This window comes from Salinivibrio sp. HTSP (assembly GCF_003390965.1).
GTDB classification, from domain to species: domain Bacteria; phylum Pseudomonadota; class Gammaproteobacteria; order Enterobacterales; family Vibrionaceae; genus Salinivibrio; species Salinivibrio kushneri.
The window spans coordinates 65830-87450 of sequence record NZ_PXUD01000006.1 but is presented as its reverse complement, the minus strand read 5'-3'; the positions used below and the strand labels follow the sequence as shown (position 1 = coordinate 87450).

21 protein-coding genes are annotated in these 21621 nt (G+C 52.6%); 12 read left to right on the top strand and 9 right to left on the bottom strand.

Going from position 1 to position 21621, the window contains the following annotated elements:
• Positions 1-695 precede the first annotated feature (695 nt).
• The 5 genes from C7A19_RS01560 to C7A19_RS01540 all read left to right on the top strand — a co-directional run bounded on the left by C7A19_RS01560 (position 696) and on the right by C7A19_RS01540 (position 6954).
• The gene (locus C7A19_RS01560; protein ID WP_116643973.1) at positions 696-2414 is read left to right on the top strand and encodes an ABC transporter ATP-binding protein; all 1719 of its coding nucleotides are present in this window, start codon (positions 696-698) and stop codon (positions 2412-2414) included.
• A gap of 90 nt (positions 2415-2504) precedes the next feature.
• Entirely contained in the window at positions 2505-4058 is a 1554-nt protein-coding gene (locus C7A19_RS01555; protein ID WP_116643972.1) for an ABC transporter substrate-binding protein, read from the top strand.
• 60 nt (positions 4059-4118) lie between these two features.
• A complete protein-coding gene (locus C7A19_RS01550; RefSeq protein ID WP_046074479.1) occupies positions 4119-5096 on the top strand; it encodes an ABC transporter permease in 978 nt (325 codons plus the stop codon).
• Positions 5097-5099: 3 nt separating this feature from the next.
• A complete protein-coding gene (locus tag C7A19_RS01545; protein WP_116643971.1) occupies positions 5100-6038 on the top strand; it encodes an ABC transporter permease in 939 nt (312 codons plus the stop codon).
• A 121-nt stretch (positions 6039-6159) separates the two neighbouring features.
• On the top strand, positions 6160-6954 hold the full coding sequence (locus tag C7A19_RS01540) for an SPOR domain-containing protein (protein WP_116643970.1): 795 nt from the start codon (positions 6160-6162) through the stop codon (positions 6952-6954).
• Positions 6955-7066: 112 nt separating this feature from the next.
• Here the strand turns inward: C7A19_RS01540 and C7A19_RS01535 are convergent, their stop codons facing one another.
• Genes C7A19_RS01535 through hemC form a run of 4 tightly spaced genes read right to left on the bottom strand, consistent with a single transcriptional unit; the run spans position 7067 to position 11079 of the window.
• Entirely contained in the window at positions 7067-8263 is a 1197-nt protein-coding gene (locus tag C7A19_RS01535) for a heme biosynthesis HemY N-terminal domain-containing protein (RefSeq protein ID WP_069360761.1), read from the bottom strand.
• The gene (locus tag C7A19_RS01530) at positions 8260-9390 is read right to left on the bottom strand and encodes a uroporphyrinogen-III C-methyltransferase (RefSeq protein ID WP_116643969.1); all 1131 of its coding nucleotides are present in this window, start codon (positions 9388-9390) and stop codon (positions 8260-8262) included. The genes C7A19_RS01535 and C7A19_RS01530 overlap by 4 nt, the downstream gene beginning before the upstream one ends.
• Positions 9383-10147 carry a uroporphyrinogen-III synthase gene (locus C7A19_RS01525; protein ID WP_116643968.1) on the bottom strand — a complete coding sequence of 255 codons (765 nt, stop codon included), beginning with the start codon at positions 10145-10147 and terminating at the stop codon, positions 9383-9385. The genes C7A19_RS01530 and C7A19_RS01525 overlap by 8 nt, the downstream gene beginning before the upstream one ends.
• On the bottom strand, positions 10144-11079 hold the full coding sequence (gene hemC, locus C7A19_RS01520) for a hydroxymethylbilane synthase (protein ID WP_116643975.1): 936 nt from the start codon (positions 11077-11079) through the stop codon (positions 10144-10146). The genes C7A19_RS01525 and hemC overlap by 4 nt, the downstream gene beginning before the upstream one ends.
• 389 nt (positions 11080-11468) lie before the next feature.
• Here hemC and C7A19_RS01515 point away from each other — a divergent pair, with 389 nt between their 5' ends.
• On the top strand, positions 11469-14054 hold the full coding sequence (locus C7A19_RS01515) for a class I adenylate cyclase (RefSeq protein ID WP_116643967.1): 2586 nt from the start codon (positions 11469-11471) through the stop codon (positions 14052-14054).
• A 50-nt stretch (positions 14055-14104) separates the two neighbouring features.
• On the opposite strand, the gene cyaY is transcribed toward C7A19_RS01515, so the two are convergent.
• Positions 14105-14416: an iron donor protein CyaY gene (gene cyaY / locus C7A19_RS01510; RefSeq protein ID WP_077457433.1), complete on the bottom strand. Its 312-nt coding sequence runs from the start codon at positions 14414-14416 to the stop codon at positions 14105-14107.
• 77 nt (positions 14417-14493) lie between these two features.
• Here cyaY and C7A19_RS15730 point away from each other — a divergent pair, with 77 nt between their 5' ends.
• From C7A19_RS15730 to C7A19_RS01485, 6 genes are read left to right on the top strand one after another with little or no spacing between them, the layout of a single operon-like run.
• Positions 14494-14604 (top strand): lipoprotein, encoded by a 111-nt coding sequence (locus C7A19_RS15730; RefSeq protein WP_219722564.1) that lies wholly within the window; start codon positions 14494-14496, stop codon positions 14602-14604.
• A 24-nt stretch (positions 14605-14628) separates the two neighbouring features.
• The gene (lysA, locus tag C7A19_RS01505; RefSeq protein ID WP_116643966.1) at positions 14629-15882 is read left to right on the top strand and encodes a diaminopimelate decarboxylase; all 1254 of its coding nucleotides are present in this window, start codon (positions 14629-14631) and stop codon (positions 15880-15882) included.
• An 8-nt stretch (positions 15883-15890) separates the two neighbouring features.
• On the top strand, positions 15891-16721 hold the full coding sequence (dapF, locus tag C7A19_RS01500) for a diaminopimelate epimerase (RefSeq protein ID WP_069360768.1): 831 nt from the start codon (positions 15891-15893) through the stop codon (positions 16719-16721).
• A complete protein-coding gene (locus C7A19_RS01495) occupies positions 16709-17410 on the top strand; it encodes a DUF484 family protein (RefSeq protein ID WP_235614240.1) in 702 nt (233 codons plus the stop codon). Before dapF ends, C7A19_RS01495 begins: the two co-directional genes overlap by 13 nt.
• Complete coding sequence (gene xerC, locus C7A19_RS01490) at positions 17407-18384, top strand: tyrosine recombinase XerC (RefSeq protein ID WP_235614239.1); 978 nt, start codon at positions 17407-17409, stop codon at positions 18382-18384. The genes C7A19_RS01495 and xerC overlap by 4 nt, the downstream gene beginning before the upstream one ends.
• Position 18385: 1 nt before the next feature.
• Positions 18386-19114 (top strand): HAD-IA family hydrolase, encoded by a 729-nt coding sequence (locus tag C7A19_RS01485; protein WP_162300225.1) that lies wholly within the window; start codon positions 18386-18388, stop codon positions 19112-19114.
• Here C7A19_RS01485 and C7A19_RS01480 read toward each other — a convergent pair.
• The 4 genes from C7A19_RS01480 to C7A19_RS01465 are packed head-to-tail and all read right to left on the bottom strand — an operon-like array spanning position 19111 to position 21449.
• Positions 19111-19554: a DoxX family protein gene (locus C7A19_RS01480; protein WP_116643964.1), complete on the bottom strand. Its 444-nt coding sequence runs from the start codon at positions 19552-19554 to the stop codon at positions 19111-19113. The two genes, C7A19_RS01485 and C7A19_RS01480, sit on opposite strands and share 4 nt — an antisense overlap.
• Positions 19555-19557: 3 nt before the next feature.
• Positions 19558-20298 (bottom strand): DNA-binding domain-containing protein, encoded by a 741-nt coding sequence (locus C7A19_RS01475; protein ID WP_116643963.1) that lies wholly within the window; start codon positions 20296-20298, stop codon positions 19558-19560.
• A complete protein-coding gene (locus C7A19_RS01470) occupies positions 20295-21134 on the bottom strand; it encodes a DUF692 domain-containing protein (RefSeq protein ID WP_116643962.1) in 840 nt (279 codons plus the stop codon). Before C7A19_RS01470 ends, C7A19_RS01475 begins: the two co-directional genes overlap by 4 nt.
• 54 nt (positions 21135-21188) lie before the next feature.
• Positions 21189-21449 carry a DUF2282 domain-containing protein gene (locus tag C7A19_RS01465; protein WP_069360775.1) on the bottom strand — a complete coding sequence of 87 codons (261 nt, stop codon included), beginning with the start codon at positions 21447-21449 and terminating at the stop codon, positions 21189-21191.
• Positions 21450-21621: the final 172 nt, after the last annotated feature.

The following is a 21621-nucleotide window of genomic DNA, read 5'->3' as shown; positions in this document are numbered from 1 at the left end:
GGACCAGAGGGTCGGGGGTTCGAATCCCTCTTCACCGACCACTATTACAAACCCTAGCCTAACGGCTGGGGTTTTTTCGTTTCACCCACCCCCCTCTGACATTTCTCTCCCCCCTCAAATTGTCACTGCTGTTGGGCGGTTTTATATCGCTTTGCCGAGTACGTGTTGGTGAGCCTTTTCCCTACGCGGCGACCTTGAGAGAGGATAAAATGCAGAAATTAGAGATCTATCAAGATTCTGATAGATAAAAAGTCACCAATTAGCAATAAAAACCACACCTTTTGATGTGACTGCTATACCTGTTGATGAGTGGTTTAAAAACCTACCTTTAATTGACTAACTAATTATTTAAGTTGTTAATTGCTTCTTTTTTGGAGTTTATCGCTATCATTGTTTACGCGCTGTTAAATAACTTTGCTTTATTCTATGCGCGATTTGCTTTAAAACAGGGAACAGCGTAATACCTTATATCTTTATGATATGAAGTGTGTTTTTTGTTTGACGCTTGGGTGCGTAATCGTAGCCAAGTGAATGAATATTCGAGCCGACTGTGTCATTATGGCATTTTCTGCTGTGATGTTGATTTTTTGTGAAATGTTTGCCAGATTAAATCCGCATCTCTCCGAGGCAAGATCCTATCACCTTGTTTTGGTCAGGAAGTCGATCGTCATCGAGGACGATATCAAGGATGAAAAATGTCACTGCTAGAAGTAAATAACCTACGAATAGAGTACCCGTCTCGCCACGGCGTTCACGCCGCTGTGACGTCATTGTCACTCACGATTGAGCGAGGTGAGATTGTTGGCGTGGTGGGCGAATCTGGAGCGGGTAAGTCAACGGTGGGTAATGCCGTGATTGATTTGCTCAGCCCGCCGGGCCGCATTGCCAGTGGCGATGTGTACCTTGATGGTAAAAAAATCTCCGGTCTTAGCCCTAATGAAATGCGCAAAGTACGCGGTGATAAAATTGGGTTTATCTTTCAAGACCCGATGACCTCCCTGAATCCGCTGTTTACGGTCGAACAACAGCTGACCGAAACCATTTTGACCAACTTGAATGTCACCCAGCAGCAGGCCTATCAGCGCGCGCTTCATTTAATGGAGCAGGTGGGGATCCCGGAGCCAGAGCTGCGCATCAAACAATACCCCCATCAGTTTTCCGGCGGGATGCGTCAGCGCGTGGTGATCGCGGTCGCACTGGCTGGTGAGCCAGATTTAATCATTGCCGATGAGCCGACCACGGCGTTGGATGTGTCTATCCAAGATCAGATTCTTAACCTGATCCGCGACTTATGCCAAAAGAAAAATGTGGGCTGTATGCTGGTCACCCATGATATGGGCGTCGTCGCCAACGTGACTGACCGCGTTGCGGTGATGTATCGTGGTGACTTGGTTGAGCTGGGCACCACCCAGCAAGTGTTAGGTGAGCCTCAGCATCCTTACACGCAAAGTCTCATTTCAGCGGTGCCACGCTCTGATATCAAGCTAGACCGCTTTCCGTTGGTCAATTACATCGAAGAAGCCGGTGAAACCCTAGAGCTTGATGTCAAGAACCACTGGCTGGGACAAAGCCAAGATCAGCGCGCTTACAGTGGACCATTGCTCCAGGTGAAAGATGTGTCCTTGCGCTTTATTACTAAGGATTCTCTCTTTGCCAGCCGTCGCGAATACGTCCAAGCCTCGGATCATGTGAGCTTTGACGTGGTTGAAGGGGAAACTTTTGGTCTTGTCGGTGAGTCAGGCTCAGGAAAATCGACTATTGCACGGGCGATCACCGGGCTTTATCCGCCCAATACGGGGCAAATCATTTTTGAAGACATTGATCTGACCGCGATTAAAAGCGAACGCGCCCGGCGCCCAATCCGTCGCCAGATGCAGATGGTGTTTCAAAACCCGTATTCGTCCATGAACCCGCGGATGAAAATCTATGACATTATCGCTGAGCCGATTCGCTTTCACCGTTTAGCCGAGGGTGAGTCACAAATCCGCCAAATCGTCGGCGATTTACTCGATCACGTTGGCCTGGGTCGCGGAGCGGGGATTAAATATCCGCACGAGTTCTCTGGAGGACAACGTCAGCGTATATCAATTGCTCGCGCATTGGCGACGCGCCCGCGGTTGCTGATTTGCGATGAGCCGACATCCGCGCTGGATGTGTCGGTACAAGCACAGATTTTGAACCTGCTTAAAGATCTGCAGGACGAGCTCAATCTCACCATGTTGTTTATCAGTCATGATTTGCCGGTGATTCGACAAATGTGTGACCGCATTGGTGTGATGCGCAAAGGCCAGCTGTTAGAAGTGGCGCCGACAGAGCAACTGTTTACTAACCCACAACACGAATATAGCCGTCAGCTTATCTCATTGATGCCAGAGTTTAAGGGAATGAGCACGGAAGGTTTGCAACCGGCATAGCACGCTATGTCGACGCGGCAATGCGCCGCACCTCATCCATGATGCAAACACAGCAGGGGGCAATCCCCCTACGCATAAAGGAGCTATGCAATGAAAACAATGAAGAGCAAGATTGCCGTGGCGCTTATGGCCGCTGGCCTGAGCTTTAGTGCCGCGGCTGCGGATATCACCGTCGCGTATGATGCGGATCCGGTCTCACTGGACCCTCATGAGCAGCTTTCCGGTGGTACGCTACAGCTATCACACATGGTCTTCGACCCCTTGGTCCGTTTTACCCAAGAAATGGACTTTGAGCCACGTCTCGCGACGTCTTGGGAGCGTATCGATAATGAAACCGTGCGTTTCAATCTTCGCGAAGGCGTGACGTTCCATTCCGGTAACGCGTTTACTGCTGACGATGTCGTCTGGACCTTTGACCGCTTGAAATCATCACCAGATTTTAAAGGGATTTTCACCCCCATCGTTGACATCAAAAAAGTCGACGAGCACACCGTTGATGTGGTCACAGACGGTACCTACCCGCTGGTAGAGAACGTCATGACCTACGTGTTCCCGATGGACAGCAAGTTCTACAGCGGTAAAACAGAAGACGGCCGTGATAAGTCTGAGCTGAAGAAAAATGGCTCAACCTATGCGTCAACACACCTGTCAGGTACAGGCCCTTATGTGGTCGACGAGCGTGAACAAGGCGTGGTTGTCGAGTTTGACCGTAATGAGAATTACTGGGACAAAGACAGCGAAGGCAATGTGGATAACATCACACTGCGTCCGATCAAAGAAGATGCCACCCGTGTTGCAGCGCTGCTGTCTGGTGATGTCGATATGATTGCGCCTGTTTCTCCTAACGATTATCGCCGTCTCGAACGTGCCGACGAGCTGCAACTGGTCACCATGCCAGGGACGCGCGTGATCACCTTCCAAATGAACCAGAGCGTGGTGGATGAGTTTAAAGATCCACGTGTCCGTCAAGCGGTGGCTTATGCGGTCAACAATGAAGGTATCGCGCAGAAGATCATGAAAGGGGCGGCCACGCCCGCGAGTCAGCAAAGCCCGGTTGGTTACGCAGGCTATAACGCAGATTTAGCGCCGCGTTATGACTTGGCCAAAGCGAAAAAGCTGATGGAAGAGGCCGGTTATCCTGATGGTTTCTCAGTCACCATGATTGCGCCCAACAACCGTTACGTGAACGATGAAAAAATCGCCCAAGCGGTGGCGGCAATGATGGCGAAAATTGGTATCAAGGTTGACTTGCAGACCATGCCAAAAGCGCAGTACTGGCCTGAATTCGATAAGTGTGAAGCGGGTATGCAGATGATCGGTTGGCACCCAGATACAGAAGATTCTGCCAACTTCACCGAGTTCCTCACCATGACACGTGATGCGGACACCGGTAAGGGTCAGTATAACTGTGGCCACTACTCGAACAGCGAAGTGGATAAGCTGGTGATGGAAGCCAACTCAGAAACGGATCTGGAAAAGCGTAGTGCCATGCTGCAAAAGGTCGAGAAGATCCTGTATGACGAAGCGGCCTTCTTACCTTTGCACTGGCAAGACCCATCATGGGCAGCCAAAAATAACGTTAACATCGAGCCGATCGTTAACGGTATGAACTTCCCTTACTTCGGCGATCTAGTGGTCGAGTAATGGACTAAAACAGGGCCCCAACCACTGGGGCCCTGATTATCCAATCGCTTAGAGGCACACATGGTAACGTTTTTAGTCAAACGTCTGGTACAGGCACTGATTGTGATGTTTGTCATCAGTCTGGTGGCGTTTGCTATCCAAGACAACCTCGGCGACCCCTTGCGGGAGCTGGTGGGGCAATCAGTATCAGAAGCGGAGCGTGATGCGCTGCGTGATGAAATGGGGCTTAACGATCCCTTCTTAACCAAATATACCCGCTTTGTAGGCAAAGCCCTACAAGGGGATTTAGGCAATTCTTATTTCTTTAAGCGTCCAGTCGTGGACGTCATTTTAGATAAATTGGTGGCAACGCTAGAACTCGTGGCGGGGGCGGCACTGATCATTGTCGTGGTGTCGATACCACTCGGTGTGTACTCGGCGATTCACCCCAATAGCATGCTCACCAAGATAATCATGGGCTTTAGTATCGTGGGTATTTCGATACCTGTCTTCTTAACCGCGATCATGCTCATGTATGTCTTCTCGATTGAATTAGGTTGGTTGCCCTCCTATGGACGCGGAGAAACCGCCAATTGGCTCGGTTGGGAGTCCGGCTTTTTCACTCTGGATGGCTTAGCTCACTTGGTGCTGCCTTCTGTGTCGCTGGCGTCCATCATGTTGCCTTTGTTTATCCGCTTGGTGCGCTCTGAAATGCTGGAAGCGTTAGGCACCGAGTATGTGAAATTTGCACGTGCTAAAGGGTTACCCGAAAACAAGGTCTATTATCAACACGCGTTAAAAAACACCATGCTGCCGGTTGTAACGGTTGGCGGGGTGCAAATTGGTACCATGATTGCGTATACCATTTTGACCGAGACTGTCTTCCAGTGGCCGGGGACGGGCTTTTTGTTCCTTGAAGCGATTAACCGTGTCGATACGCCGTTGATTACCGCTTACGTGATTTTCGTCGGGCTGATCTTTGTGGTGACTAATACCATTGTCGATCTGCTTTATGGCTTGATTAACCCAACGGTTAACTTAACCGGCAAGGAGGCGTAAGCGATGACACAAACGAATACGACACCAAGTCGCTGGCAGCGCTTCTTAGACTCGGATTTCTTTTATCACTTCAAGCGCGATAAAGTAGCGATCGCAAGTTTCACCATTTTTATGGTGTTCTTATTGCTGGCGCTCTTTGCGCCCTTAGTGTCCCCGACCAATCCCTATGATTTAATGGCGATTGATATCATGGACTCTGAGCTCCCTCCCGTCTGGATGGAGTGGAGCGATCCGCGCTTTTTGCTCGGTACTGATAACCAAGGGCGAGATATTTTGTCGACCATTATTTATGGTCTGCGTATCTCTCTGACCATTGGTTTGTGTGCCGTCGGCCTACAGTTGATTCTGGGGACGGTGATTGGTCTGAGTGCCGGCTATTTTGGTGGCCGCATTGATAGCTTTTTTATGCGTATCGCCGATATCCAGCTGTCTTTCTCGACCATGATGGTCGCTATTATTGTTTCAGCGATTTTTAAGGCCAGCTTTGGCAGTGAGTTTTACAGCCAATACGCGATTTTAATGCTGGTGGTGATTATCGGGATTGCCGAGTGGCCACAGTATGCGCGGACCATTCGTGCGTCTGTCTTGGCAGAAAAGAAAAAGGAATATGTAGAAGCGGCGCGGGTAATGGGTTTCCGCTCGCCTCGGATCATGTTCCGTCATATTCTTCCCAACTGCTTATCGCCTATTTTGGTCATTTCGACCGTGCAGGTGGCTAACGCAATCATGTCGGAAGCGGCACTGTCTTTCCTGGGGCTAGGGATGCCTGTCGATCAGCCATCACTGGGGTCGTTGATCAGCATCGGTTTTAACTACATCTTTTCAGGGGCGTGGTGGATCACTGCTTTCCCTGGCATCGTATTGGTTTTATTGGTACTGGTGATCAACTTGCTCGGCGATTGGTTGCGGGATGTCTTCAACCCCAAAATCTACAAAGGGTAAGGAAAATGGCTGCGAATGCAGCCATTTTTTGATGGCTGTCTGACAGCTTGGTGATCAGTGGCTTGAGTCGATGTGTCTCTTTGCTTAAGCTGAGCAGATTAGATTATCAAGGGAGCGACTCATGGGGCGGTGGCGAGGTTTGGCTGTCAGTGTGGTAGCAATGTGGGCAATCAGTGCGCCAGTGCGCGCAGAACAGAGCCCTTGCGCCATTATCGACCGCCAGCAAGGCTGGCCAATCATTGGCGAGACATGTGATATCGGACAAGGGTTGTGGGGCAATCAATCTCCGGATCCGCAGAGCACGGCGTTTTGGGTGCAATGCGGTGCCACGCAAGGTGTGCCATCACGTCAATTCTATCAGTCCCTGCGTCAAGGCTTGCCGGACTTACCGTTTCAAGTGCAGGTGCGCGAGGGCCGAGGGCGCTGCTTGATTGGTCCGTATCCTAACCTAGACGTGGCACAGTTGGTGCTGAAACGTGTGCGTCAATTTGGGCCGACCAAACAAGCGGTGTTACGCCAAACTCGTCAGCCATTGTCGCAACCAGCCGTGATCCGCTTACCGCCGCTGTCTCAAACCCAAGCGGCTCCGGAGGATGAAACGTCGGCGCCGATGGAAACGGCGATTACCTTAAGCCATTTTGGTTTACCGGAGCCTGAGGCCGGAGATAAACAGTACATGGAAAAATCCATGAGCTGGCTGCGCGTTCCTTATGCGCAGGCGGCCCCTCGTTGCCAACGCGAAGGCATGATGTTGGCTTCCCAACAGGAATTAGTGGAAGTGGCAAAAGCGACGGATCAGCTCCCCATGCGCTTACCGTACTGGGTGCAAGGCGCTAAGGGGGTGGACGCCCGAAGTGGCAAAGTGGTGACACGTAATGCCGACGCGGCGCTCAATGTCCTGTGTAAAAAGCGGTAGTCTTTACCCGCAATATAAAACGCCCCGCAGTGCGGGGCGTTCTGTTCTTCATTAGACGGCGAACTGAGCTGACGGGCTTTTCGGCGAATAGCGAGGCTTAGTGGCCGAAATGCTATGCCGCGGGGGGCTGTTCAGGCAGTGCTAACTTTAACGCTGTACGTGAGACATCACTCGCCGCTTTACCTTGATCAAGCTTATCTAACACATCAGCTAAATACGCATAGTCGCTGACATCCGTGCGATACTCGAGGGCGTTTTCAAAGTGACTGCGCGCATCTTGCCATTTTCCCGACTGCATAAGCAGTTGTCCAAGCGCGCTATGAAGCACAGGGTTGCGGCTATCTTGTGTGAGCAATTCTTCTAGCATCACCACCGCGGGGTAGTTATCTGGTAAGTCTAGTGTCGGGATCAGCGCAATCAAGCGATCATCGGTGCGTTTTTTCAAGGCCTCACGCAGCAGAATATAGGCTTCTGAGTCGGCATTACGCGCCGCGAGATGTTTGACTAACCCTGCTAAGAGTGAAGGCTGGTTGCGTTTGGCTTTGGGGAGTTGGTTCCAATGCGCCAGTAGCCCTTCGGTGCCTTGTTGACTGGCGACATGGGCCATCACGCCCAGCTCGGCTCGCTCGTGCAAGGCATCAAATTGCGCATCATCAAGCAGCTGGGCCTTTTTCAAGGTGGGCAGAAGGTTGAGTAGGGCAGACCAATCTTCTAGATGAATATAGGTATCTTTTAGCAGCGCCAGCATCACTGGGTTGCGAGGATGCTGACGTTTAATCGCACGCAACGAGGCTAAGGCTTCTTCGTGCTGGCCACTTTGGCTATGGAGTTGCGCACGAGTCAGGGCGAGAGCCAAGCTATTGGCGTTAAGATCAGCGGCTTGCTGCAGGTATTGGTCACGCGCCTGCAGGTTTTGTCGCTGCTGTGCCGCCTCCGCGGCAGCCAACAAGTTATGCATGGGCGCATCGCTGTGAGGGCGGGCTTTGGCGAGGAGTTTTTCCGCTTTTTTCCACTCCCCTTCGCGTAACTTGATTAAGCCGGTTTGGGTTTGTTGGCGCGCTTTGCGTTGCTTACGGCCGGACAACCAGCCTGTTGCGGTACTGCTGATAGATAAAAGCTTTCTCAGTAGCCACTCCAGTGCCCATAATACAGCGATTAAAATGCCAACCAGTACCAATAAAGTCGTGACACTCATTTCCAGTGTCTGCTCGGCAGCGGAAATAAGCACATAACCTTGCTGTCCGGCTAATTGCGGGCCAACCACTAATCCGGCCGCCAGAACAAGGACGAGCAAAAGCAATCTAATCATGATTGGCCTCCTGTCAGCGGCGCAATGTCTCGGCGCAATCGGGTATTGATTTCATCACTGACTAGCGACTGGCTTTTCAGTTTTTGCGGCAGATCGACGCCAATGGTTTGTTGGTTTAGCTCATCAAGCTGCTCGACAAAGCGGCGCGTGGCATTCGCATCTTGATTATAAAAGCGTAGTGTCCAGTCTTTTCCCATCTCTAGCGCTTGGTGATACAGGGTATCATTGCCTTCATACACGGCGCGCATCGCTTGATCGAGCTTGTTCTTGAGATTTTCTTGCAGGTAATAACTTTGGGTGGGCGATAACAAGGGCACCACGTTGCCGTCACGTTTGCGGTAGGTGATAAAGTTATCGACAAAATCGGTAACCGACGTGGTGAGGTTGCGCTTCCAGTCATTGACCGATTCAGACACCACGGGTTTTTCTACTTCTTGTGCTTCTGGGATCACGGCACTGGCAAGCGGAAGGTTTTCGATTCGCTGCTGCATGCTGGTCAAGCGCAGTACAATCCCATCTCTATCGATCCGTTTTACCGCCTTTAACGCGGTGATATCGTCAGCCATCGCCTGGCGAATCGGCATCAAGGACGGGTCGTTGAGCTGAGCAATGCGGTGATCGGCCGCTTCCATCAGGGCGGTGGCGCTTTGGGCGTCCTGTTCGAGCCAAATTTTACGCCCTGCCATTCGGATCAGATAGTCGGCTTCAGCCAGTAACCAGTCATTGGGGCGTCGGCCTTTCACTTCCGCCACGGCTTTTTGCAAGCTAGATAAACTGCTGTCCTGCTGGCTCAAACGTGTTTGCGTGGTGGCTTTAAGTTGTTCTCGCGCCTGTTCTGCCGCTTGTTTTTGTTGGTTAAGATCTTGCTCAAGGCGTGAGATATGAGATTGTTGCGCGGATACGGTGTTTTGCAACACGGTGGCTTGCTGGTGGCCATGGTAAAATACCCAGCCACTGGAGCCGAGGGCCAAGGCGATGGCGATAGCGCCGAGTAGTATGCCGCCACGTCCCCCCGATGAGGTTTTGCTGGCTTTTTCTGGCGCCGGCGCATCGGTAGCGTGGGTCTTGGGTGAAGATGGCGTGGTGGCCTTGCTTTGCTTGGTGTCGGTATTTTTGTTGTCAGTCATCCGAAAGTCCCGTTTTACTTAACCTGATCAGCGTGTTAACCAGTGCATCATTGGCCACGCTGTCAACGGTCGTAATCGTGTCAAAACCAAGCGCAGTGGCTTGATCTTGAATCCTTTTACTGGGCACCAGTATACGGCATTGGCGCAGCCAGTGCTGTCCGCTCAGTGTGATAAGTTGATCAAAGTAGGCTAATTGTTGGCCACTGGTGATAACCACTGTGTCGATAACGTCATACGGCCAGCTTACTACTTGCGATACTAAAGGCTCAATCGCCCATTGTCGCCGATAGGTCTCGCAATAGTGAACTTGCGCGCCTTGTGCTTGTAACGTTTGCCCCATCATGTCGCGTCCACTTTCCCCGCGCAGAATCACCACTTGCGTCCCTGTCACGGCACTAAAAGGGGCAAGTGTAAGCATGCCTTCGCTGTCTTCACGGGTGGGGGTCAAGATAGGCTGCCCCGAGACGGCCTGCCATTCGTTGGCGGTGCGTTGCCCAACGGCGACGTAGTGACAGTCACTGGGCCATCTTCCACTTTGGTGTTGCAAGGCTTGATGGGCAAATGCCACGGCGCGTGGGCTCACGGCGACCAAGACGCTATCGGTAGGCAGTGAGGCGAACAGGTTGGCCAGAGAGGGTAAGCCTTGCCCCGGCGCAAAACTTAACAGTGGACAGGGGATCGCGGACAGCCCTTGCTGTGCAAGCTGATCGACTAACTGACTGCAGTCTGGCTCGGGGCGAACAACAACAAGGGTCATGCGTCGTCTTGGTAAAGTTTATCCAAAATTTGCCGCGCGCCCTGGGCGAGAAGTTGCTCGGCTAAATCGGTGCCGAGCTGTTCGCCTTTTTCAAGCGGCCCCGTGACTTCGGCGCGCAAAATGGTCGAACCGTCGGGCTCACCGACTAACGCACGTAGCCAAATTTTATCGCCTTGAATTTCTGAATAGCTGCCGATGGGCACCTGACAGCTGCCTTCGAGACGGTTATTCATTGCGCGTTCACACAATACGCGTTGGGTGGTGCTGGCATCAGACAGCGGCGCGAGTAAGGTGCGAATGCGTTCATCATCCAATCGGCACTCAATTCCCACGGCACCTTGGCCGACGGCGGGTAAGATCACTTCAGGGGGAATTTCGCTGCGAATGCGTTCATTCAAGCCTAATCGTTTTAAGCCGGCGGCCGCGAGGATGATCGCGTCGTACTGGCCGTCATCGAGTTTACCGAGGCGTGTCCCCACGTTACCTCGTAGAGTATTAATCACCAGGTCAGGTCGACGCTCGCGTAATTGACATTCACGGCGCAGGCTAGAAGTACCCACCACGGCGCCTTCAGGTAAGTCGTCAATACTGTCGTAATGATTGGAGACAAACGCATCACGGGGGTCGCCGCGTTCGCAGATGGTGACCAGCCCTAACCCTTCAGGGAACTCAACCGGGACATCCTTCATTGAGTGCACGGCGATGTCGGCGCGACCGTCGAGCATGGCTTGTTCAAGCTCTTTAATAAACAAGCCTTTACCACCGATTTTTGCCAGAGGCGTGTCCAGAATCACGTCACCTTTCGTCACCATTGGCACCAGTTCAACCGTTAGTCCCGGGTGAGAGCGCTCTAATGCGTCTTTAACAAATTCAGCTTGCCAGAGAGCCAAAGGGCTTTTGCGCGTGGCAATGCGTACAGGCGTTGAGTACATGGTTTGTTTTCCTTCTTGGTTCATAACGTCCATCGTAACATTGGCGCTGGGCGACTCGTAATCTCTGCCATGCGGTTTGACGATTTATGACGGAGTTATGGTCATATAGATGAAAAAATGTGATCGGTAGCGTGTTATTTGCGCAAATAATGAGATCCTAACGCGGCAATATGGCTGAGTTACGACTAAGGTAGTAGAGCAAAAAAGTTGATATTGGTCTCAAAAAGCACCTATAGTGCGACCTTGATACCACCACACAGGCATCGGGGTTATTGGCTTTACCCGAGTTGTCGAGAGTGTTACATTGATCACGTTTTGTTATCTGCAATTGGGCGGATACGGTGAAGACAGTAACGTCGACCTGTTGACCGGGATGTCAACGAATCTGGATGATTGCCTTGCAAACATACGTAGAACAGCAAACTGAGCGCATAGAAGCGTTTAACCGCGTAAGAATGGATCGCGCGCGGTCCGCGATGAGCCGTCAGGCTCAAGCTATCTTTGATGTGCTGCCAGTGCTTTTACATCTAAATCACCCCGCATTACCCGGGTTTTGTGGCGACAGCGTGCCTTTCGGTATTGCTGACTACGCGCTCGATGAGACACAGCGTGAGTTTGTCTCTGACTGCCTGATCCACTCAGATACCCGTTTCTCCTCTTTAACTGCCTGTTTAGAAGGCCGTAAGCGCCATCCGATTAAAGGCATGTATACCATGGGCAGTACCGGGTCCATGGGGCAAAGTCTCACCAGTGATCTCGATATCTGGGTGTGCATCGATGCCTCGGTGACGGCAGCTCAGCGCGATAAACTCGATGCCAAGTGTATGGCGATCTCTGAATGGGCGTTAAGCCAAGGGATCGAAGCCAACTTTTTTGTGGTTTGTGAGGGGCGTTTTCGTCATCACCTCTCCCAGGCAATGACCAGTGACAACTGCGGCACCAGTCAGCACTTCCTGCTGCTTGATGAGTTCTATCGCTCTTCGATGCGACTCGCTGGGCAAAAACTGTTGTGGTACATGGTCCCACCAGAAATGGAAGGCTGCTACGAGGAATACGTCGATACACTGGTGGCTGAACATGGCCTTGACCGTCGTGATTGGGTTGATTTTGGTGGTTTGCCCACCATTCCCGCCGAAGAGTATTTTGGCTCGAGTTTGTGGCAGCTGTATAAAAGCATTGATTCGCCGTATAAGTCGGTGCTCAAAGCCATTTTGCTCGAGGCGTACTCGTGGCAGTACCCCGGCACCCAGCTGTTGAGTGTCGATGGTAAGCGTCGTTTCTATGCCGGTTGGGTTGATGTGTATCAGTCTGACGCCTATTACCTGATGCTGGAAAAAGTCACCCGTTACTTGGAATCGATTGGTGACACGCGCCGGTTAGATTTGGTTCGCCGTTGTTTTTATCTGAAAACCCACGAGAAATTGACGCAATCCCCAGCGACTGGCTCGGTCGCCTGGCGCCGTGAAGTGCTGCGCTTGTTAGCGTGTGAATGGGGTTGGGATGAACACGCATTGGCGTATCTCGATAATCGTCGCCATTGGAAAGTCGAAGAAGTCCAATACGCCCACAATGAATTGCTTGATGCTTTGATGCAAAGTTATCGGAACCTGATCCGCTTTGCGCGCCGTAACGACATTACATCCGCGATCAGTCCACAAGACATCAGCATTCTTGCCCGCAAGCTCTACGCGGCATTTGAAGAGTTGCCGGGTAAAGTCACCTTGCTCAACCCGCAAATTTCGCCAGATTTACACGAAGCGGATCTCACCTTTATTCAAGTACCGGAGGGGCGGACGAATGCGCCGGGATGGTATTTGTACAAGCACTCGCTTGATCCGGTCGATATCATCGGTCGCGCGCCACTTGAGCACAACAGCTACCTCTCAAAGCTGGTCGCTTGGGCATTTTTTAATGGGCTGCTAACCGAGTCTACCCGACTGGATACTGTGGTGCGGGATGCCGATGTTAACCTTGATACTCTCTATCAGTTGGTGAGCGATATTCGCAATACCTTCTCGCTCAACCCACCACGCCCGACGCTGGATGCGCTGTCGAGCCCATGCGAAATCCGTCAACTCGCGTTGTTTGTCAATTTAGAGCAAGACCCGACATCAGCGTACAAAAAGCCGTCGATGCGCTTTGATTTCAAAAATAGCGACATATTCAGTTATGGCCCGGAACAAACCTGCTTGGTGGGTAGTGTTGACCTCGTTTACCGCAACTCATGGAACGAGGTGCGCACGCTCAATTACCGGGGCGACGATGCCATTTTGGAAGCATTGAAAACCATGTTGGGGAAAATGCACCAGGATGCGGTGCCGCCAGAGTCGGTCGATGTGTTCTGTTATTCAAGCAAAATGCGCGGCTTAATCCGTAATTTGGTTTACCAACTGGTGGCGGAGTGCATTGAGCTGCGTCTTAAACCGGTTGAGAAAGAAAAACGTCGCCGCTTTAAGGCGCTACGGATTGGCAAGCAAACCCATGGTTTATTCTTTGAGCGTCGTGGCGTATCCGTCCAGCGGTTGGAAAACTCGGTCGACTTTTATCGCTGTATTTCCACTAACAAGGTCAACGGTACGCCAGTGATGGTGGTGGATAATCCGCAGGATGTGCATCCGCCAGAAGTCGTGGATGCCTATGCCAGCGAGGGCTTGGTGCAGTTTTTCTTTGAAGATTGTACCAATGGTTACAACCTCTATATTCTCGACGAGAATAACCGGGTGGAAGTGTATCGCCAGTGCAGCGGGGATAAAACCGAAATGGTGCAGGGCGTCAACCGTTTTTATACCTCGTCCCACGACCGTTACAGCTACAGCGCCAATTTCATTAACTTTAATTTGCCGCAGTTTTATCAGATTGTCACAGATGACAGGGGCGACACCCAAGCATTACCCTTTAAATGTGATAGTCAGTGGCAGCCACCACGTCCGCCTTCTCAAGGCGGGTTTACCGGGCAAGTCGCCTCATTTAAGTAAGCATGAGATCCCGATACGCGGGATCTCATGGGTGCTTTCCCCGCGCCCTCTTACCAAGAGACAGGCTCACCCGCGTGCTTGCTACACTCTTGCTGAACCAACTCCATCAGAATCAAGCCGGTTTTGCTGCAGGTCCACTCGCCGTCTTTAAGAGCAAAGTGGAACCCACCGCTTTTTGACGCCACCCAAATTTCTTGCATAGGCTCTTGGCGGTTAATGATGATCTGGCTGCCATCATCAAATTCCAGCGTCATCACGTTGCCAACGCTCTCATAATCGATGTCGGCGCCTGAGTCATCGATACCTTCTTCAATGGCCTGCATTTGTAAATCGACCAACTGATGATATTCCGTTGTGTTCATCCCGTTACATCCTATTGCTTTTCATGGTTGTGATGCGATTATAGAGGGCATTGACTCGATAATCACTGGCATTCACTATGCGAAAACTCGTCATTTTACTGATGTTCACTGTCATCATGACACTGACCGGCTGTGGCCAACAAGGGCCCCTGTATTATCCGGACGAACAACCGACACAAAATCAATAACCAACGACGACAGGGAAGAGCACCTTGGACTATTTCAATTATCAGGAAGACGGCCAGCTGTGGGCGGAATCACTGCCCTTAACCCAACTGGCTCACGATCACGGCACGCCTTTATACGTCTACTCGCGTGCTACCTTTGAGCGCCACTGGCACGCGTTTGATCGCGCCGTGGGCGACCACCCGCATTTGGTGTGTTATGCCGTTAAAGCGAATTCTAATATTGGCGTATTAAATGTGTTGGCACGTTTGGGCTCAGGGTTTGATATTGTCTCTCAAGGTGAATTGGAGCGGGTGCTTGCCGCCGGTGGTGATCCCACGAAAGTAGTGTTTTCTGGCGTCGGCAAAACGGCCGCAGAGATGCGTCGCGCGCTGGAAGTGGGCATCAAGTGCTTCAACGTGGAATCACACTCTGAACTCGACCGCTTAAACCAAGTGGCGGGCGAATTGGGTGTGCAAGCGCCGATATCGTTGCGTATTAACCCTGATGTGGATGCCAATACTCACCCTTATATTTCTACCGGGTTGAAAGACAATAAGTTTGGCATTGCCTTTGATCAAGCGCTGACGAGCTTCCGTTATGCGGCCAGCTTGCCACACCTTAAGGTCGAAGGCATTGATTGCCACATCGGCTCGCAGCTGACCGAACTGGCCCCTTTTATTGAATCCACTGACCGTTTGCTGGCGCTGATTGATACCTTGGCCGGCGAAGGCATTACGATTCGCCATCTGGATGTGGGAGGGGGCTTAGGGGTGACCTACAGCGACGAGACACCGCCTCAGCCGTCGGAATACGCTAAAGCGCTGTTAGCGCGTTTGGATAATCATCGTCATCTTGAGCTGATTTTTGAGCCGGGCCGCGCCATTGCTGCTAATGCCGGCGTCTTGCTCACCAAGGTGGAATTTCTTAAACACAGTGAGCACAAAAACTTTGCCATTATCGATGCGGGGATGAATGATTTAATTCGCCCGTCCTTGTATCAAGCTTATCAAGAGATCATTCCTGTAGTACCGCGCGACGGTGAGCCACAAACCTATGACCTGGTTGGCCCAGTGTGTGAAACCGGTGACTACTTAGGCAAAAACCGTTCGTTGGTGCTAGCAGCCGATGATTTGCTGGCAGTGCGCTCAGCGGGCGCGTATGGCTTTGTGATGGCGTCAAACTATAACTCACGCTGCCGCCCTGCCGAGGTGATGGTCGATGGAGACCAGGCGCACCTTGTGCGCGAGCGCGAAAGCTTGGCGTCGTTATGGCAGCTTGAACAGCGCCTACCAGAATAAGGATTGGCATGCAGGTACAGTTTGCAAAAATGCACGGACTGGGCAACGACTTCATGGTGGTTGACTGTGTGACGCAAAACGCGTTTTTTTCGCCGGATCTGATTCGGCGTTTGGCTGATCGCCAGCGTGGCGTCGGGTTTGACCAGCTATTGGTCGTGGAGCCGCCTTACGATCCCGAGACGGATTTCCACTATCGCATTTTTAACCCTGACGCATCGGAAGTCTCGCAATGCGGAAACGGTGCGCGCTGCTTTGCGCGCTTTGTGCGAATGAAAGGCCTGACTAATAAGCATCAGATCAGCGTGAGCACCCAAGCGGGTAAAATGCTGCTGCACATTGAAAACGACAATCAGGTACGCGTGAACATGGGCGAGCCGGTCTTCACACCGGGGAAAATTCCGTTTCGTGCTAACTCACAAGAGAAAACCTACTTGATGCGGGTGGCGGAACAGACCTTGTTTGTTGGTGCCGTGAGCATGGGGAACCCGCATGTGGTGACTGTGGTTGAGGATGTCGACCACGCTGACGTGGACACCTTGGGGCCGTTACTTGAAAGTCACGAACGCTTCCCTGAGCGGGTCAATGCTGGCTTTATGCAGATCCTGTCGCGTAATGCGATTAAGCTTAGAGTGTACGAGCGCGGCGCCGGCGAAACCCAGGCCTGTGGCAGTGGCGCGTGTGCCGCGGTGGCGGTCGGGATCATGCAAGGCGTGCTTGATGAGCAAGTGACGGTAAGTTTACCCGGTGGAGATTTACGCATTCGCTGGCGTGGGCCGGGTCACCCTTTATCAATGACAGGCCCAGCGACACATGTATTTGATGGACAATGGCAATTATGAATGATGGGGTAGAAGCCTCGACACTGGAAACCATGCCACTGAGCGACGAGGCGGTGGCGACGTATTTAAAAGACAATCCAGACTTTTTTATTCGCCATCGTGATTTACTGACGCAGCTGACCGTGCCACACGGTGAGCAAGGTGCGGTATCGCTGGTGGAAATCCAACTCAAGCGCCTGCGTGAACGGGTGACGGAGCTGGAAGAAGACATTACTCAGCTAATGAGCCTAGGGGCAAAAAACGATGCCCTGTTTCGTGCTTTTGCTGAAGCGCATCAGGCCCTGTTGCGTGCCGACACACCGCAAGCGGTGCAAAAAGCGTTAACGGCACTTAGCGAACAACTGCAACTGAGCGTTAGCTTACGGGTGTATGCGCCTATCGACGGGCTGCAGACCATCTCACGTCAGGCGGTGGAGCAATTAAAAAGCCATCATTTTGCCGGACGTCCTTGTTATCTTGGGCGCTTGCGCCGTGTGGATGCGGAAGCGGTGATGGCAACGCCACCGGAGCTCGGCTCTTTTGCGCTGGTACCGATTAAAGGGGAAGGCAAAGAGTGGGGACTGTTGAGCTTTGCGAGCGCCGATGGCGGGCACTTTCAGCCAGAAATGGATACGCTCTTTATTGAACAACTGGCCTCGCACTTAGCCATCTTATGTAGCCAATGGGCAAAAAGGGGTGAGCGTCAGTGACCACGGTAACGTCTGACCAAGCTGCTAATGCCCCCCGTTCACTGACGGTCCCTCTTGACCGCTTTTATCAATATCAGCTCAGCGAACGGGGCCTCAGTGCCCATACGCAACGTAATTATCAGCGCCAGTTAGATAAGATTGTCGACTTTCTGACCGCGCGGGGCATCGCTCATTGGCAAGATGTAGATGCCGACTGGGTGCGACAAATTTCGAGCCAAGCCAAACGCGATGGCCTCAAACCGGGCAGTATTGCGTTGCGGCTGTCCGCACTGCGCAGCTTTTTCGACTACCTCGTTCTCACCGAGCAGCTCGCGGCTAATCCGGCCAAAGGGGTCGCCGCGCCCAAGCAAGGGCGCCAGTTGCCGAAAAACCTCGATGTGGATGAAATGAATCAGCTGCTCGAGGTGGATCAAGACGACCCGCTGTCGGTACGGGATCGGGCGATGATGGAGCTGATGTATGGTGCAGGGTTGCGTTTAGCCGAGTTGGTGGATCTCAACGTGCGTGATGTCTCGGTGCGTAAAGGGGATTTGCGTGTCACCGGTAAAGGGGAAAAAGAGCGCATCGTGCCTTTTTCCGGCATGGCCAAAACTTGGGTGATGAACTGGCTGAAAGTGCGTGACCAGCTCCTCAAAGGGCCAGAAGAGGCGCTATTTATCTCTAAACTGGGCCAGCGAATATCGCACCGTAGCGTGCAAAAACGTATGGCGGAGTGGGGACAAAAGCAGGCGGTGAATAGCCACATTAATCCTCACAAACTGCGCCACAGCTTTGCCACGCATATGTTGGAGTCGTCTGGGGATTTGCGGGCGGTGCAAGAGCTGCTTGGCCATGCCGATTTAAGCACGACACAAATTTATACCCATTTGGATTTTCAACACTTGGCGAAAGTGTATGACGCGGCGCATCCCCGCGCCCGCAGTAAAGGGGCTCGTAAACCCAGCGCAGGCAAAAAAACCAACTCGGAGTCGTGATATGAAATTTTATCGTCGCTTAAACGCGTTTGATGCGGTGAGTTTTGACTTGGATGATACCTTGTACGATAACTGGCCGGTGATCGCACGCGCGGAGGCGGCGCTAAGCGACTATTTGAGTGAGCACTGCCCCCCGCTCGCCGCGCTTGATAAAGCCACCCTTGCGGGATTTCGCCGCCAAGCCCGTGATGAGAATCCAGCCCAACGCTTTGACGTCACCGCGATGCGGGTTGCCCAGCTGACCTTAGCCGGAGAGCATGTTGGTTTAACCGCGGAGAAGGCGCGCGCACAAGCTCAAGCGGCGACGACCTTCTTTTGCGGATATCGCAGTGACTTTACCCCGCCGGCGCAAAATTTGGCTTACTTAAAAGCCTGGTCCGAGAAACTACCATTGGTGGCCATCACTAACGGTAACGTCGACACCGATGCGATTGGCCTGACGCCGTTTTTCCAGCATATTTTCCGTGCCGGTGAACACGGAGAGGCCAAGCCGAGCCCCGAGATGTTTGATAAGGCCGCGCAGGCCTTGGACCTCGCCCCGGCGCGTATTTTACATGTGGGCGATCACTTAAGCTCGGATGTGGCTGGCGCGCGCCAAGCGGGCATGCAAGCCTGTTGGATCCGCCCAGACCGCCAGTCCCCGATGATGCATAAGGGTCGCACCTTGCCGGATGTGGCGATCGACGATCTATCTGAACTCGATACCCTTATTCAGCAGTGGCACCGCTAATCGCTGCCGCTTTTTTTGCGGGCTAGCCAGTTATCGAGGTTAAACCAACCCGGCCCCCACACACTGACCACCAACAAGATCACCCCCCACATAATGTGGTCATCATAGCCACGCTCCCATAGCAGTGGGTAGGAGGCGACCGCGACAATGTTGAACACAAACAGCGCTAAGGTCATGGGACGCGCGAGCAGGCCCAAAGCAACAAATACCGGCAAAATCAGCTCCGCTGCGGTCCCTAAATACGCGGCCAGCTGCCACGGCAGCAAAGGCACCTGATACTCAAACTCGAACAGGTATAGGGTGCTGTCCCAATTTTGGTATTTGATCAGCCCGGACTGAAAAAAAATCCACGCCACGTAGACGCGGCCTACCAGCAGAAGTAGCGGTTGCAGTGGGGTAAGCGCGCGAGTGAAGGTGTGATTGATTGTGGTTAGCCACATGGCTTACTCCTTAGCAGTATAGGCAGTCGTTGGGGTGGTAAATGCATTCATGGCCGCGAGCTCAGACACACACGCCAGTTGCGCTTCTGACAGGTCGCCTAATGGTGTGTGTGGGCAGGCTTTTAGTACGTTGACATGATGGGTATTGAGCGCGTACCAATGCACCTTGTCGTGGTGAGCAACCAGTAATAAAGCTTGCGGCTTCTCGACCACCAAGCCCTCGAACTGTTCGGTGGCGATCGCTTGCCACAGGTCACTCACCGCGTAGTCACTTTCAAACAAACGAGCTTGATGGTTGAGCGGCAAACATACTTGCGCTTGGTGTTCAGGGCTTAGCGATGCGAGCGCGCTACCCTCAAACGGTGGAGACGCTGGGGCGAGAGTGAGCGCCACTTGCGCCCACTCAAAACGGGCAAGCTCGGCGCAACACGGCACGGGCTCGATAATATTGGGTAGGGCGCGCAAGGTCGCATCGAACTGTGCGCCATAGTCTTCCATCACCCCGGTTTGCGGGGGATGCACCATCGCATGATGACGGGCTACCGCGTCAAAACACGCCTCACCCAGTAGCGCACAGGTCTTGGGATACACGCATTTTAAGGTGTCGGTCAGGGTGACCACATAATGGTTGCGATAAATCTGCACTCGCTTGTCAGCGGCAAGGCGACCGTCTTTTATCGGCAGCGGCTGAGGGTCGTCCCGCAATGTGGCCGCAAAGGCCTGTTGCAGGGTGGCTAGCGTCATACTGCCTCCTTGTGTCGAGCCAGTCGGTGGTGGGCTTTGGCCGCTTCTGCTAACAATCGCTCGGGCGTGGGCAAGTCGCTATCCCATTCAATGAGGGTGTGGCGTGGGCCGTGGCGGTCAATCCACTGTTGATAGAGCGTCCACACCGCCTCGCTAACTGGCTGGTTATGGGTATCTATCCAAATCTCTCCTGCGGGTGTGTGTTTGACGGTAAACCCTGCCAGGTGGATCTCTTTCACCGCATGGGCAGGAATCGCGTCAAGGTAGGTGCTGGCGCTAAAATGATGGTTAAACGCGCTGACATGAACATTATTTAAATCGAGCAGTAAATCGCAGCCCGTGCGAGCGTGCACTTCGGCGAGAAATTCCCATTCGTGGTAGTCACCCTGAGCAAAGCTTAAATAGCTCGATGGGTTTTCAATCAGCAGAGGACGCTGCAGCGCGTCTTGAACCTGCTGCACATTGGCGCAAAACACCCGCAATGCCTGCTCGGTGTAAGGGAGGGGGAGTAAATCGTGAAAGTGCTGCCCATCTATCCGGCTCCAACTTAAATGGTCAGACACAAACAGTGGCTCGACGTGTTTGACCAGTGTACACAGCTTGTATAAATGGGCCCGATCAAGCGGCTCGTCGCTCCCCAGCGACAGCCCCACGCCATGGCAGCTGATGGCGTAATCCTCACGTAACCGCATCAAGGTCGAAAAAGCCGGACGGTGAGGGCGGAAATAGTTTTCACTGTGGATTTCTAACCAGCCAAGCTTTGGGCGATAGTGGTCGAAGTAGGTGAGATGGGGTTGTCTGAGTCCCACGCCAGTCAAAATGGTTGCTTCATCCATGGTCGCTCCTTGTGGTCGAGTGACAAAGCCCGGGGCAAGCCCGGGCGCGCCATATCAGGATGACGAGGTACTGCCGCCGACTAAGCGGTCGCATAAGCCTTCAGGCACCATGACAAAAGCGTCTTTTTGGCCATCTTTCGTTGACGTGCCCGCACAGGAGCTGGTGTTGGTGGCGCAGTCGTTTTCCCCTGCTTTAACGACGCCGTAGCATTTTTCTTTTTCTGCCGCATGGGCCGGTGCGCTAGTGAGTGTGGTGGTACCCACCGCCAACAATCCTGTGACAGCAGCGGCAACAGCTAGGTTAGTGTTTTTCATCATGTATCCTCTTCTTGTTCCGTGTTGGTGTTATCAGCCCTCTGATTCGTGGTGGGCCTATAAATCAAGATAGGAAAACACTGCACAATCTTTCATCATTTAAGTGTTTTTTTTGCATGGTTATGGATAAACTGCTGAATTTTATACTTAAAAAAGTTGCGTCGGGATCGGG